Source organism: Sphingomonas sp., assembly GCF_048594985.1.
In the GTDB taxonomy this organism is placed as follows: domain Bacteria; phylum Pseudomonadota; class Alphaproteobacteria; order Sphingomonadales; family Sphingomonadaceae; genus Sphingomonas_I.
In genome coordinates, this window is the sequence record NZ_JBMDXG010000330.1 from 1 (window position 1) to 14120 (window position 14120).

General features: G+C 66.8%; 13 protein-coding genes. 8 read left to right on the plus strand and 5 right to left on the minus strand.

The window, feature by feature from the left end; genetic code table 11:
- The 4 genes from ACOJSF_RS13490 to ACOJSF_RS13505 all read left to right on the plus strand — a co-directional run.
- On the plus strand, positions 1-500 hold a 500-nt coding region (locus ACOJSF_RS13490; RefSeq protein ID WP_420142713.1), incomplete at its 5' end, for a metallopeptidase TldD-related protein.
- 25 nt (positions 501-525) lie between these two features.
- Positions 526-1077, plus strand: a complete 552-nt coding sequence (locus tag ACOJSF_RS13495) for a DUF924 family protein (RefSeq protein ID WP_420142714.1) — start codon at positions 526-528, stop codon at positions 1075-1077.
- A 187-nt stretch (positions 1078-1264) separates the two neighbouring features.
- Positions 1265-1603, plus strand: a complete 339-nt coding sequence (locus ACOJSF_RS13500) for a P-II family nitrogen regulator (RefSeq protein WP_420142715.1) — start codon at positions 1265-1267, stop codon at positions 1601-1603.
- Positions 1604-1619: 16 nt separating this feature from the next.
- Complete coding sequence (locus ACOJSF_RS13505) at positions 1620-3035, plus strand: ammonium transporter (RefSeq protein WP_420142716.1); 1416 nt, start codon at positions 1620-1622, stop codon at positions 3033-3035.
- Positions 3036-3134: 99 nt separating this feature from the next.
- Here the strand turns inward: ACOJSF_RS13505 and ACOJSF_RS13510 are convergent, their stop codons facing one another.
- The 4 genes from ACOJSF_RS13510 to ACOJSF_RS13525 all read right to left on the minus strand — a co-directional run bounded on the left by ACOJSF_RS13510 (position 3135) and on the right by ACOJSF_RS13525 (position 6908).
- The gene (locus ACOJSF_RS13510; RefSeq protein ID WP_420142717.1) at positions 3135-3872 is read right to left on the minus strand and encodes a TorF family putative porin; all 738 of its coding nucleotides are present in this window, start codon (positions 3870-3872) and stop codon (positions 3135-3137) included.
- A gap of 4 nt (positions 3873-3876) precedes the next feature.
- Positions 3877-4317 (minus strand): hypothetical protein, encoded by a 441-nt coding sequence (locus ACOJSF_RS13515; RefSeq protein ID WP_420142718.1) that lies wholly within the window; start codon positions 4315-4317, stop codon positions 3877-3879.
- A 134-nt stretch (positions 4318-4451) separates the two neighbouring features.
- Positions 4452-6167 carry a hypothetical protein gene (locus ACOJSF_RS13520; RefSeq protein WP_420142719.1) on the minus strand — a complete coding sequence of 572 codons (1716 nt, stop codon included), beginning with the start codon at positions 6165-6167 and terminating at the stop codon, positions 4452-4454.
- 204 nt (positions 6168-6371) lie between these two features.
- On the minus strand, positions 6372-6908 hold the full coding sequence (locus ACOJSF_RS13525; protein WP_420142720.1) for an FxDxF family PEP-CTERM protein: 537 nt from the start codon (positions 6906-6908) through the stop codon (positions 6372-6374).
- Positions 6909-7392: 484 nt separating this feature from the next.
- On the opposite strand from ACOJSF_RS13525, the gene ACOJSF_RS13530 reads away from it, so the two are divergent.
- Entirely contained in the window at positions 7393-8121 is a 729-nt protein-coding gene (locus ACOJSF_RS13530; protein ID WP_420142721.1) for a PEPxxWA-CTERM sorting domain-containing protein, read from the plus strand.
- A 24-nt stretch (positions 8122-8145) separates the two neighbouring features.
- On the opposite strand, the gene ACOJSF_RS13535 is transcribed toward ACOJSF_RS13530, so the two are convergent.
- Positions 8146-9150 carry an NAD(P)H-quinone oxidoreductase gene (locus tag ACOJSF_RS13535; RefSeq protein WP_420142722.1) on the minus strand — a complete coding sequence of 335 codons (1005 nt, stop codon included), beginning with the start codon at positions 9148-9150 and terminating at the stop codon, positions 8146-8148.
- 102 nt (positions 9151-9252) lie between these two features.
- Between ACOJSF_RS13535 and ACOJSF_RS13540 the strand changes: the two genes are divergently transcribed.
- From ACOJSF_RS13540 to ACOJSF_RS13550, 3 genes are all read left to right on the plus strand, one after another.
- Positions 9253-9450, plus strand: a complete 198-nt coding sequence (locus ACOJSF_RS13540; RefSeq protein ID WP_420142723.1) for a DUF1192 domain-containing protein — start codon at positions 9253-9255, stop codon at positions 9448-9450.
- A gap of 121 nt (positions 9451-9571) precedes the next feature.
- Entirely contained in the window at positions 9572-11890 is a 2319-nt protein-coding gene (clpA, locus tag ACOJSF_RS13545) for an ATP-dependent Clp protease ATP-binding subunit ClpA (protein ID WP_420142724.1), read from the plus strand.
- Positions 11891-12027: 137 nt separating this feature from the next.
- Positions 12028-14118 carry a TonB-dependent siderophore receptor gene (locus ACOJSF_RS13550; RefSeq protein WP_420142725.1) on the plus strand — a complete coding sequence of 697 codons (2091 nt, stop codon included), beginning with the start codon at positions 12028-12030 and terminating at the stop codon, positions 14116-14118.
- Positions 14119-14120 lie beyond the last annotated feature (2 nt).

The following is a 14120-nucleotide window of genomic DNA, read 5'->3' on the forward strand; positions in this document are numbered from 1 at the left end:
CCACGAGCGAGACGCTGCTGATCGAGGACGGGATCCTGCGCGGCTATATGCAGGACCGGCTCAACGCGCGGCTGATGGGGGTCGACCCGACGGGCAATGGCCGGCGCGAAAGCTTCGCGCACGCGCCGATGCCGCGCATGACCAATACCTTCATGTATGGCGGCCAGGACGATCCGGCGGAGATCCTGTCGCGGGTGAAGAACGGCATCTACGCCAAGAGCTTCGGCGGCGGGCAGGTCGATATCACCAGCGGCAAGTTCGTCTTTTCGTGCACCGAGGCGTACCGGATCGAGAACGGCCGGCTGGGCGCGCCGATCAAGGGCGCGACGCTGATCGGCGACGGGCCGACCGTGCTGACCAAGGTGGCGGCGATCGGCAACGACATGGCGCTGGACGAGGGCGTCGGCATCTGCGGCAAGGGCGGCCAGTCGGTGCCGGCGGGCGTGGGCCAGCCGACCCTGCTGATCGACGGGATCACGGTGGGCGGCACGGCCGCGTGAACCGGCGCGGGATGGGGACCGGCGCATGACCGGATCGGCCGACGGCGCGCGCGCGATCCTCGATTTTTGGTTCGAGGAGATCGGACCCGATCGCTGGTGGGTGCGCTCGCGCGAGACCGACAGCGCGATCACGGCGCGGTTCGGGCGCCTATGGGAGGAATGGCGCGGACGGCCCGCCGACCGTTTCCTCGGCACCGCCGACAAGGCGCTGGCGGCGGTGATCCTGTTCGACCAGTTTCCGCGCAACATGTTTCGCGGCTCGGCCGAAGCCTTCGCGACCGATCCGCTGGCCCTGGCTGTCGCGCGCGAGGCGGTGGCGCGCGGGCTGGACGCGACGATGACGCGCGACGAGCGCCACTTCCTCTATATGCCGTTCATGCATGCCGAGGATCTGGCGGCGCAGGACGAGGGGGTGGCGCTGTTCGAGGCGTTGGGCCTGCCCGAGCCGCTGCGCTTCTGCCAGCTGCACCGCGACGTGATCCGTCGCCACGGCCGCTTTCCCGCGCGCAACGCCGCGCTGGGCCGGGCGACGCGGCCCGAGGAAAAAGCAACGATCGCGGAAACCAAGGACTGGTAGCCGCGTTGGCAGCGTGACCGGCGCTGCCGCCGGGTTTCGCCCCCGTGTGTGCCCGAAAAGCGGGCATCGATTGATTCCTGCCTAACGGTTGGGCGGTCGCGGGCGCCCAACGGCCGCATTCGGCCCTGCGAGCCATTTGGCACGCTCCTTGCGAACTGCCTGCCGGGCGATAGCGCAGGGAGGCACAATGAAACTCGTCATTGCCATCATCAAGCCATTCAAGCTCGACGACGTGCGTGAGGCTCTTTCCGCACTCGGCGTGCAGGGCATGACCGTGACCGAGGTCAAGGGCTTCGGCCGTCAGAAGGGCCAGACCGAAATCTACCGGGGGGCCGAATACAGCACCAACATGGTGCCGAAGATCAAGGTCGAGGTGGGCTGCAGCGCCGATCTCGCCCCGCGCGTGGTGGAGGCGATCCAGCAATCGGCCAACACCGGCGCCATCGGCGACGGCAAGATCTTCGTGATCGACGTCGGCCAGGTGGTGCGCATCCGCACCGGCGAGACCGACGACACCGCTCTCTAAGCATAAGGGGGACTCCATGAAGCTTCTCAACCACATGCGGATGGCGGGAGCGGGGCTTGCGGCCACGCTCATGTCCATGCCCGCCTTCGCCCAGGACGGACCGATCAAGGCGCCCACCGCGGAGCAGGCGGCGGCGATGATCAACAAGGGCGACAATACCTGGATGCTCGTCTCCGCGGCGATCGTCCTGATGATGTCGGTTCCGGCGCTCGCCTTGTTCTACGGCGGCCTCGTCCGCACCAAGAACATGCTCTCGGTGCTGATGCAGGTCTTCATGATCGTCTCGGTCGCGGCACTCTGCTGGGTGTCGTGGGGCTATTCGATGGCCTTCACCGGCGGCTCGCCCTACTTCGGCGGCCTTTCCAAGGCGTTCCTGGCCGGCGTCGGCCCGTCCTCGGTCGCGGCGACCTTCTCCAACAACGTCTACATCTCGGAATATGCGTTCATCGCCTTCCAGATGACCTTCGCCTGCATCACGCCGGCGCTGATCGTCGGCGCCTTCGCCGAGCGCATCAAGTTCACCCCGCTGCTGATCTTCGTCGTGGCGTGGCTGACCATCGTCTATTTCCCGATGGCGCACATGGTATGGTACTGGGCGGGCCCAGACTTCCTGTCGGACAACACGTCGGACGCAGGCCTGCTCTATGGCTGGGGCGCGCTCGACTTCGCCGGCGGCACCGTCGTCCACATCAACGCGGGCATCGCCGGTCTGGTGGGCTGCCTCGTGATCGGCAAGCGCCACGGCTACAAGGCCGAGCCGATGCCGCCGCATTCGCTGACCATGACCATGATCGGCGCCTCGCTGCTGTGGATCGGCTGGTTCGGCTTCAATGCGGGCTCGAACCTCGAAGCCAACGGCTATGCGGCGCTCGCCTTCGTCAACACCTTCGTCGCCACGGCGGGGGCCGCGGTCGCCTGGGCGGTCATCGAACAGGTCAAGCATGGCAAGCCGTCGCTGCTCGGCGCAGTCTCGGGCGCGGTCGCCGGCCTCGTCGCGATTACCCCGGCGGCGGGCTTCGCCGCGCCGATGACGTCGATCATCCTCGGCATGGTCGCCTCGATCGTCTGCTTCCTGTTCGTCACCACGGTGAAGAACGCGCTGGGTTATGACGACACGCTCGACGTGTTCGGCATCCACTGCGTCGGCGGCATCATCGGCGCGATCGGCACCGGCATCGTCGCCGATCCGGCGCTCGGTGGGCAGGGCTGGGTCGACTATACGGTCTTCCCGTCGGTTGCCGGGACCTACGACATGGCCGGCCAGGTCGTGACCCAGATCAAGGCGGTCCTGCTGACCCTCGTCCTTTCGGGCGGCGTCTCGGCGATCCTCTTCCTGGCGCTCAAGCACACGATCGGGCTCCGCCCCGCGGCCGAGGTCGAAGCCGAAGGCCTCGACATCTCCGAGCATGGCGAGCGCGCCTACAACTACTGACGAGATCGGGGCGGCCGGGACGCGGCCGCCCCTCACAGGGTTCCTCCTGCGGACGACTAAACCGGCGGAGCAATCCGCCGGTCTTTTTCGCGTCTGGGGCTAGAGCTGCACCTGCCACGCGGCGGCGAGGCGCGTCCCGACATGGGCGTCCTGATAGGGCGCCGGCGGCCGCGCGCCGTCGATCGAGGTGCCGGTGAGGCGCAGGCCGAGCGCGTGACGCCCGCGCACATAGGTCACGCCGACGCGGTAATCCCAATAGTCGCCGTCCGGCCGCAGGCGCGCCGCGCGTTCCGGGTGCCGCCCCGCCGCCTCGCCCGACGAATGGCCGACCCCGCCGTCGAGCGTGCACGGCGTGCCCGGAATGCCGAGGTCGAGCGTAAGCCCGAGATGGAGATTGTCGCCGCCGATCGCCGCCTGGCGCGGAGCATAAGCGGCGGCCAGCCCGATCGTGGCGGGGCCGATCAGGTAGGAGACCGCGCCTTCCCCCTCGGCATAGTTCAGCCGCGAACGGCCGGCGAAGACATGGCCGGTCGCGCCGGCCAAGAACCGCCACGGCCCCCGATCCGTCCGCCAGCCGGCCCCGAGATCGAGGCCGAGATCGGCGCCGCCGTGCCGCGCGCTGCCGCGCAGGCTTGCCGCCGTGGCCGACACGGAGAATCCGCCCGCGACGGGCAGGTCGGCGAAGGCGCGCGCGGCGGCGCGGCCGCCGCTCCAGCTCAGCCCGCGCGCGCGCAGGTCGCTCGTCGCCTCGAGCGCCAAAACGGGGCCGGCGGATTGCGCCGCCGCCCCCGTCGATCCGATCAACGCCGCGCAGAGCGCGAGCGGCGCGTGACGCATCCGTTCAGTTCGATGCCAGCGCGCGCGCCGAATCGATGTCTGCGAGCACATTCGGATGGTCGGCGCTGGCGACGCGCGTGACGTGTGCCTGCAGCTTGTCGCGCTGGGCGACGTGTGCGGCCTCGATTGCGTCGCGCCCGATCGTGCAGCTGCCCGGGCGATCACCGCGGATCACGTGCGCATCGGGAAGCAGCCGATCGACGCTGGCGGTGTCGCCCTGGCGGCGGATCTGGCGCTCGACCTGCACAATCATCTCCCAGCGGCACCGCTCGGTGCTCGGGCGCGTCCCGGCGGACATGCCGACCGTCTTCATCTCGGTCCGGACATGCGGGCGATAGCTGACCTGATAGGCGGCATCGCGATGCTGGACGGCGACCTCGTGCGACACCGACGCCGGCGTGGCGGCGGCCAGAGCAGCGGTCAGGACCAGGGCGGAAACGGGCATCCTAAAGCTCCTTAGCAGGTGATCATGCCTTATTATTAGGCATCATGCCCAACAAACGGGCAAACTGCCAGCCAAGATCCGCGCTCGGCGCGGCAGTAACACTTTATGACAATGGTGCAGGAGAGCTGGCGCGATCAGTCGCGCGCGACCGCCGACGCGAGCGTGAGCAGGCGCGCGGGCGGCAGGGTACCGACCAAGGCGTAAGCGAATTCGCCGTTTTCCCAATAGGCGATCCGCTCGGCCGCGCGATTGGCGAGCACGGGCTGCGCATCGGCATTGGTTTCGACGCGCATGCCGACCAGCGAGACGCGATCGCCGGCAGGCGTGCGCAGGAAAAGCTGGACGATGTCGCCGCCGCTTGAGGGGTAAAGCTGCGAATCGCCGACGGTCCATCCGGCGGGCAAAGCCGGCATGGCGATGCCGGTGGCACGGCGGATTTCGGCGGGGTCATATCGATCCGATTCGCGCTGGCTGGCCATATCCTGGCGCAGCAGCGTGACGCGGTGCGCCGCGACGGCATCGTCGACGAAGCTGCTGCCCGCCGCGCGCGAGAAGCTGGGCGTGATGGTTTCGTTGAGCATCCACCCGGCAAAAACCAGCGGCAGAATCATCGCCGCGCGTCGCGCGGGCACCACCACGCCGCGCGAGGCCCGCGCCCAGCGGCGGCGCGGGCGCGGGGCGACGGGCGCGGCATGGGTACGGTGCGCGAGGTGGCCGGCGATCGCCGATGCGGCCATCGCCGCGCCCCCGCCAGGGAGGAAGGTGCGCGCCACCCCCTCCGCCTGCGCGGCGCGCCAGCGGGGATGGTCGGCGATGGCGCGGTCGACCGCGTCGATCAGGCCGTCGGCGCTTTCGGCGACGGGGCCGAAATGCCAGTGGGCATAATTTTCGTCATCGCGCCAATCGACCTTGTGCGGGTTGAGGAACAGGCACGGACGCGGGGTGCGGAGATATTCGTACACCTGGCTCGACACGTCGCCGAGATAGAGATCGGCGAGCGTGGTGTAGGTCATGTCGATCGCGCGGTCGCTGCCGCGATCGATATGGATGCGGGGATGCCCCTCGTAGCGATCGAGCAGCGCCCCCCACCGCGTCCGCGCCGCATCGCCATCGAGCAAGCGGACATGCGGCGCGAGGATAAGATTATAGCGGTCCTGGCCGGCGAACGCCGCCAGCACCTGTTCGATACAGGGCTGCCACGACCCCAAGGTGCAGAAATGTGGGTTGTAGAGCACCACCGGGCGCGCATCGGCGAACGGACGCCAATCCGGATCACGGACCGCGTCGGCCGCTTCGAACTTGGGATAGCCGACGACCGCATGCGCGCCCGGGCGGATCAGGCGTTCGGCCATCATCCGCTCGCGATGCTTCGGCCCGGCCATCAGCACGAAATCGAAATGGCGGATACGCGGATCGAAGCCCGCGGCGCGATCCCCCGCGCCGTGATCGAGGTGGATGAAAGAGGGATGGCGCACCCCCATCCGCTTGAGCAGGATCGACGTGCGTTCGGGCAGCGCGATCGCATCGAAGCGCTTGAGCCACGGCGCGAGCAGCGCGAGGCTCATCACCTTGGGCGGGACCACGCTGCCTGTCCGGCGCATGCCTGCGGCCAGCAGCGACGAGCGGGCATGGACGAAACTGACCGGCGCGCCGCCCAGGCGATCGACCGCCTGTCGGGCATAATCGATATGCGCCTGCGACGGCGAGACGACGTGCACGTCGAAACCGGGCGTGCGGGCGAGCGCGGCCGCCGTGGCGATGCCATGCAGCAGCTGATGCCGCTGCGCATTGAAAAAGAAACAGACCTGAATCGACCGGCCAGGGCGCGGCGCAACGACCTTTTCTTCCATCGGTTCCCCATGGCAGCCCAAGCGGGAGCAGAAAAGTCCAATGCGATGCAACGAAGACACAAAAGATAGCGCGGCAATCAGACGATTCCGTGTCACGGCCGAGCGAGAGGGGCCGCAACCATCCCCGATCGATGCCGGCAGCCCATAAACAAAAAGGCCCCCGGGTAACCCCGGAGGCCTTCCTGTACTGCCGAAGCAGAAAGATCAGGCGAAGGTGACGCCGACCTTCTGACGACGATTCGCGCGGAGCGCGCCGCCGACGAAGCCGAAGCCGCCGACCATCATCGCCCAGCTGATCGGTTCGGGAACCGCACCGCCCGGGTTGCCGCCATTGTCGAACGGCGCGAAGGCCAGTTCGCCGCTGTAACGGCCGCCGTTGGCGCCCGCCGAGCCGCTGACGACCAGCGAATAGGTGCCGGCATTCAGGAACGTCTCGGCCAGATCGAAATACTGGTTCGTGCCGACCGGCATCGGGGTCAACGCCGTGCCGTTGAACGTCACCGACGAAAAGGTGATCCCGGCGAGACCGGTCACCTTGGCCGAAAGCAGGCCGCCGCTGAGCGTGCCGTCTTCGGGCAGGGTGATCGTCCAGGTGTTCGTGAAATCGACGGCATTGTCATACTGGGCGCCGAAGCTCCCGTAGTTGCCGTCGAAAACCACCGCCGCCGCATTGGCAGTGGTGGCAGCGGCCATCGCACCCACGATCGCGAGAGCCGTCATCATAGCATTACGCATCCACATTCTCCCTGAAGGAATGCGGTTGCCTTGCCCAAGTCTGTCGAACGTATCGCACGCCAGTCACGTCAGCAAAGCTACCTACACATACAAAACTTACCCCACGCTTGGGTACGGATTGCGCGAGGTAAACAACCTTTTAACACATCGGTTCCGCGTCGCGAGAAAAAACGAACAAATTTTTGTGCGGTGCACAAACATGGTTAACGGGCGCCTATAGATTCGACGTGGTTAACACCTGTTGGCAGGCCGTTCGCACGCTGTTGGAGGCCATGCGCGCCGCCCCACGCAATTTGTCGCACCGCCGAAACGATACAGCGCAAGGTCACTGAATGTTAACCATAACGAGCGTAGAGCGAAGAGGCGAACCGGGGACGTTGCGCGGGGCAAGGGAATCGGTTCGCCACCGGGAGGGAAATCAATGTCAGTTTCGAAAGCCGCGTTGCGCGCAACGGGGGTCTGCGCCCTTTTGACATCGGTTCTGGGCGCCATGCCGGCGTCGGCCACGCTGCTGCCGCAGTCGTGGAACGGCTGGAGTTGGGCGCGGACGGGGCAGCTCAACATCCAGGTCGGCAGTAATGTCAGCGCGGCATGGAAGCCCTACCTGCAAAATTCGGCGAACACGTGGTCGAAGACGCCGAACATCAACTATATCGTGACCGCAGGGAAATCGACGGGCAGCGCATGCAAGGCCTCGATCGGCACCGTCCAGGTCTGCAACGGTAATTATGGCGCAAATGGCTGGCTGGGCTACACAACGGTCTGGACCAGCGGCGGATCGATCGTTCAGGCAACCATCCAGTTCAACGATTATTATTTCCAGCAGCCAAAATACAATAATGCCGCCTTCCGTACCTACATCGCCTGCCAGGAAATGGGCAACGCACTCGGCCTGCAGGATTCGGACCGGATCTACACTAACGCCAATACCGGCAGCTGCATGGACTATACCAACGACGCGAGCGGGAAGGTGGGCACCAACGGGCCGCTGGCCAATATCGCGCCCAGCGTGAGCGACTTCAAAAACCTCGCCGTGATCTATGCCAACGTCGGCAAGACGCAGCTGACCCAGACCAAGGCAACCGGCGTGTATGGCAACGCCTTCGCCGCCCCCGCGCCCGAGCCGGCGAGCTGGCTGACGATGATCGCCGGGTTTGGCGTGGTCGGCGGTGCGCTGCGCCGTCGCAAGCGCATGGCCCCGGTCACGGCCGCCTGCTGATCGGATCCTGCGGCGCGTGATCCGTCACGCGCCGTCCATCACCAGCACGATCTTGCCGACGTGCGCGCCCTCCTCCATCCGGGCGTGCGCGTCGGCCGCGCGGCCGAGTGGGAAGGTCGCGTCGATCACCGGACGCAGCCGGCCGTCGGCGAGAAACGGCCACACCGTGCGCGCGAGCGTGTTGCGCAGGTCGGTCTTGAACCCGACATCGCGCGCGCGCAGCGTCGACCCGGTCAGCGTCAGCCGTTTCTGCATCACCTGCCAGATCGGGATTTCGGCGGTGGCGCCGCGCTGGACCGCGATCGAGACGTGGCGCCCCTCCGGCCCCAGCACGGCGAGGTTGCGCGGCAGATAGTCGCCGCCGACCATGTCGAGCACGACGTCGATCCCGGACGGCGCGATCGCCTTGACCGCCGCCACGAAGTCCTCCGCCCGATAGTCGATCGCATGATCCGCGCCGAGCGCGCGGGCGCGCGCGCACTTCTCCGCGCCGCCGGCGGTGACGATCACCGTCAGATTGAACAATTTGCCGAGCAGGATCGCGATCGTGCCGATGCCGCTGGTCCCGCCATGGACCAGCACGGTTTCGCCGGGGCTGGCGCGGCCGCGTTCGAACAGGTTGGACCAGACGGTGAAGAGCGTTTCGGGCAAGGCCGCCGCCTCGACCATCGACAGAGCCGGGGGCACGGCGAGGCACTGCCCGGAGGGCGCGATAGCGTAATCGGCATAGCCGCCGCCCGCGAGCAGCGCCATGACCGGCCGGCCGAGCAGGCGCGCGTCGGCGCCCTGGCCCAGCGCCACCACCGTTCCCGCCACTTCGAGGCCGGGAATCGACGGCGCACCGGGCGGGGGCGGATAGTTTCCCTGGCGCTGCAGGATGTCCGGGCGATTCACCCCGGCGGCGGCGACACGGATCAGTAGTTCCCCCTCGCCCGGGCGCGGCACGGGACGATCGACCAGCCGCAGCACATCGGGACCGCCCGCCGCTTCGGGATCGATCGCGCGCATCGTGGACGGAAGGTCGGTCATTTCTGTCTCCATCGTTGCGCAGCGCGGGCGACCGGACGCGCCGACGGCGAATTGCGCCGGGCGGATTTGACAGACTCGGGCGAAGGGTCAACCATCCCGGTCATGGAGCTCGACGACATCCTGCCCAAGCGCACCGACGATCCGCTCGTCGCGCTCGTCAGGCAGGACCTCGACCCCTTCTCCAACGACGAGCTGGCGGCGCGGATCGCGGCGCTGGAGGCGGAGATCGCGCGGACGCGGGCGCGCATGGAGCGCGCCGTTAACCATCGCTCAAGCGCCGAGGCCCTATTCAAGCGATGACGGGCGCGGAGCCCCTCGCAACCCCCGCCATTTGGGCGGGGTGCTTGATCGGAGGCGGTGGCGTTCACACATCTGTGGCGGCAGGGCAACACCCCTATCTGCCCTGCGGGAGTATCGACTAATGCCAAGTTTCGCCCGCGAGCTGGAACAGACCCTGCACAACGCGCTGACCGCGGCCTCGTCGCGGCACCATGAATATGCCACGCTCGAGCATCTGCTGCTCGCGCTGGTCGAGGACACGCATGCCTCCAAGGTGATGACGGCGTGCGGGGTCGACCTCGACGATCTGAAGGACGCGGTGTCGGCCTATCTCGACAGTGAGCTCGACGCGCTGAAGACCGAGAGCGGCAACGACCCCTCCCCCACCAGCGGTTTCCAGCGCGTCGTCCAGCGCGCGATCCTGCACGTCCAGTCCTCCGGCCGCGAGGAGGTGACCGGCGCCAACGTGCTGGTCGCCCTGTTCAGCGAGCGCGAAAGCTATGCGGTCTATTTCCTGCAGCAGCAGGACATGAGCCGGCTGGATGCGGTCAGCTTTATCAGCCACGGGGTCGGCAAGGCCGGCCAGGCGACGGAGGCACGCGAGGTGAAGGGGGCCGACGAAGAGAAGCAGCAGAAGGGCGAAGGCGGCGCCAAGAAGGGCGAGAGCGCGCTCAAGCAGTTCACGGTCGACCTCAACGAGAAGGCGAAAAACGGCAAGGTCGATCCGCTGATCGGGCGCGGGCCCGAGGTCGACCGCACGATCCAGATCCTGTGCCGCCGGTCGAAGAACAACCCGCTCTATGTGGGCGATCCGGGCGTCGGCAAGACCGCGATCGCCGAGGGGCTGGCGCGCAAGATCGTCGAAGGCCAGGTGCCCGACGTGCTGAAGGATGCCGTGATCTACTCGCTCGACATGGGGGCGCTGCTCGCCGGCACGCGCTATCGCGGCGATTTCGAGGAGCGGCTGAAGCAGGTCGTGAACGAGCTGGAGAAGCTGCCGCACGCGGTGCTGTTCATCGACGAGATCCACACGGTGATCGGCGCGGGCGCGACCAGCGGCGGCGCGATGGATGCGTCGAACCTGCTGAAGCCCGCTCTGTCGGGCGGCACGATCCGCTGCATCGGATCGACCACCTACAAGGAGTTCCGCAACCATTTCGAAAAGGACCGCGCGCTGCTGCGGCGCTTCCAGAAGATCGACGTGAACGAGCCGACGGTCGAGGACACGGTCAAGATCCTGACCGGGCTGCGCTCCGCGTTCGAGGCGCACCACAAGGTCAAGTACACGCCCGACGCGATCAAGTCGGCGGTCGAGCTGTCGGCGCGCTACATCAATGACCGCAAGCTGCCCGACAAGGCGATCGACGTGATCGACGAGGTGGGCGCGATGCAGATGCTGGTGGCGCCGGCCAAGCGCAAGAAGACGATCACGGCCAAGGAGATCGAGGCGGTGATCGCGACGATGGCGCGCATCCCGGCCAAGTCGGTTTCGAACGACGACACGAAGGTGCTCGCGAACCTCGACCCCGATCTGAAACGCGTCGTGTTCGGGCAGGACCCGGCGATCGAGGTGCTGTCGTCGGCGATCAAGCTGAGCCGCGCAGGGCTTCGCGATCCCGACAAGCCGATCGGCAACTACCTCTTCTCCGGCCCGACCGGCGTCGGCAAGACTGAGGTGGCGCGCCAGCTCGCATCAATCCTGGGCATTCCCCTCCAGCGGTTCGACATGTCCGAATATATGGAGCGCCATTCGGTCAGCCGGCTGATCGGCGCGCCCCCGGGCTATGTCGGCTATGATCAGGGCGGGCTGCTGACCGACGCGGTCGACCAGAATCCGCACAGCGTGCTCCTGCTCGACGAGATCGAGAAGGCACATCCCGATTTGTTCAACATCCTGCTGCAGGTGATGGACAACGGGAAGCTGACCGACCACCACGGCAAGACGGTCGATTTCCGCAACACCATCCTGATCATGACCACCAATGCGGGCGCCGCCGACATGGCGCGCGAGAGCATCGGCTTCGGGGCGATGAGCCGCGAGGATGCGCAGGAAGATGCGGTCAAGAAGATGTTCACGCCGGAATTCCGCAACCGGCTCGATGCGATCGTGCCGTTCGGCTACCTGCCGACGCCGGTGATCGGGCGCGTGGTGGAGAAGTTCATCCTCCAGCTGGAACTGCAGCTCGCCGACCGCGACGTGCACATCAGCCTGGACGAGGACGCGAAGGCGTGGCTCACCGAGAAGGGCTATGACAAGCTTTATGGCGCGCGGCCAATGGGTCGCCTGATCCAGGAGAAGGTCAAGCAGCCGCTGGCGGAGGAGCTGCTGTTCGGCAAGCTCGTCCAGGGCGGCGAGGTGAAGGTCCACCTGAAGGACGGCGCGCTGTCGTTCGAGATCACGCCCGCCGCGCCGAAGGCGAAGCGCAAGGGCGGCAAGCCCAAGGCCGAAGCCAAGGCCTGAACGGCATCCATTGCTGAACCGCGAGGCCCCGGTCCGGCTCCATCCGGGCCGGGGCCGACGCGCATCTGTCCTCTTTCCGATTGCTATTGCGAACGCCTCTCATTAGAGGCGCATCAAACAATCGAGTAAGGGGTATCATGACACGGACGTTCGCTCTCCTCGCCTGCACGATGCTGGCGGGTCAGGCCTGGTCGCAGGATCCGACGATCGAGGATCGCGAGCGCGAGGACGTGATCGTCACCGGCACCCAGCTCGCCAGCAGCGCGGGCACCAAGACCGGGACCCCGATCGTCCAGACGCCGCAGCCGATCACGGTGATCCCGGCGGAGGTCTATCTGTCGCAGGGTGCGCTCTCGCTCAGCGACACGCTGCGCTACGCATCGGGCGTGGTCGCCAACCAATATGGCCCCGACAGCCGGGTCGACGGCCTGCTGATCCGCGGCATCAACGCGCTGCAGTTCCGCGACGGGATGCGCGACCTGTTCAGCTATTATGCGACGATCCGGTCGGACCCGTATAATTTCTCGCAGGTCGAGCTGGTGCGCGGTCCGGCGTCGGTGCTGTTCGGGCAGAGCTCGATCGGCGGGCTGGTCAACAGCGTGTCCAAGACCCCGCAGTTCGAAAATCATGGCGAGGTCGCGATCCGCTACGGATCGTTCGACCGGAAGGAGGCGCTGGCCGACCTGACCGGCACGATCACCGACGGCGTGGCGGGCCGGATCGTCGCGCGGGTGCGCGATTCGGGGACGCAGACCGACCATGTGCCCGACGATCGCGTGATGATCGCGCCGTCGCTCCGCTGGCAGCCCGACGCCGCGACCGACATCACGCTGATCGGCCTGTATCAGGAGGATGACAGCGGTTCGACATCGCAATTCCCGCCGCTCGTCGGCACGTTGCTGCCCAATCCAAACGGCAAGCTGCCCAACGACCTGTTCATCGGCAAGCCCGGCTGGGACCGCTATGACGGCCGCCTGCTGCAGGGCACGGGCATCGTCACGCACCGCTTCAGCGACAAGCTCCGCCTCAACCTGAAGGCGCGCTACATCGACAGCGACCTGACCTATTTCACGCATTATGCGGACAGTTATGCCAACCCGGCTGACCCGTTCGTCGAGGGTTCGAACCAGCGGGTGATCGGGCTTTATGCCGACGGCAGCCGCGCGCGGATGAACATCTTCTCGACCGACAACAATCTCCGGGTCGATTTCAACACCGGCGCGAATGTGGAGCACGTGCTGCTGGCGGGTGTCGATTACAGCTGGAACCGCGTCCGCAAGAATAGCGGCTACGGCTACGAATTCATCGATATCTACAATATCGATTACGACGCTTTGTCGGATTACGGCGGCGGGATCCCCACCGGAAATCCGACGAGCGAGGACACGTCGCAGAAGCAGCTCGGCTTCTACATCCAGGACCAGATCCGGCTGTGGGACCGTGTGTCGATCGTGCTGGGCGGGCGGCGCGACCATGTCCGCTCGCGCGCGGCGCCGGGGACCCCGGTCGAGACCGACAATGCGACCACCCTGCGCGCGGGGATCATCGCCGAGGTGGTGAAGGGCGTGTCGCCGTTCTTCAGCTACACCGAATCCTTCCAGCCGATCGCCGGGGCGCTGGCCGACGGCAGTTCGTTCAAGCCCACACGCGGCCGGCAGTTCGAGGGCGGCGTGAAGCTGCATCCGGACGCGGCGACACTGCTGACCGCGACCGCATTCCACATCCGCGAGAACAACCGGCCGGTCAGCGACGACAGCACGCCCGACCCGCGCGACCAGATCCAGGTCGGCAGCATGACGTCGAAGGGCTTCGAAATCGAAGCGAGCCGGATGCTGCCCGGCAATTATCAGCTGATCGCCAATTACAGCTACGTGAAGGCCGAGGTCGCCGACACGGGCGTCCAGCTCGACAACGTGCCCAAGGAGACGGCGTCGGTCTGGGGGACCAAGACGGTCGCGCTGGGCAATGACGCGACGTTGCGCGTCGGCGCGGGCGTGCGCCATGTCGCCGCGACCCGCAGCTATGGCCCCGCCTTCCCCGGCGGCATCCGCACGCCCGATTACACGTTGGTCGACGGGCTGGTCGAGATCGGCTGGCAGCGCTGGCTGTTCACGGTCAACGCCACCAATTTGCTCGGCAAGGACTTCTATGCGGCCTGCCTCGCGCGCGGCGACTGCTTCGTCGGCGAGGATCGCAACATCTTCGGCACGCTCACCTACCGCTTCTGATG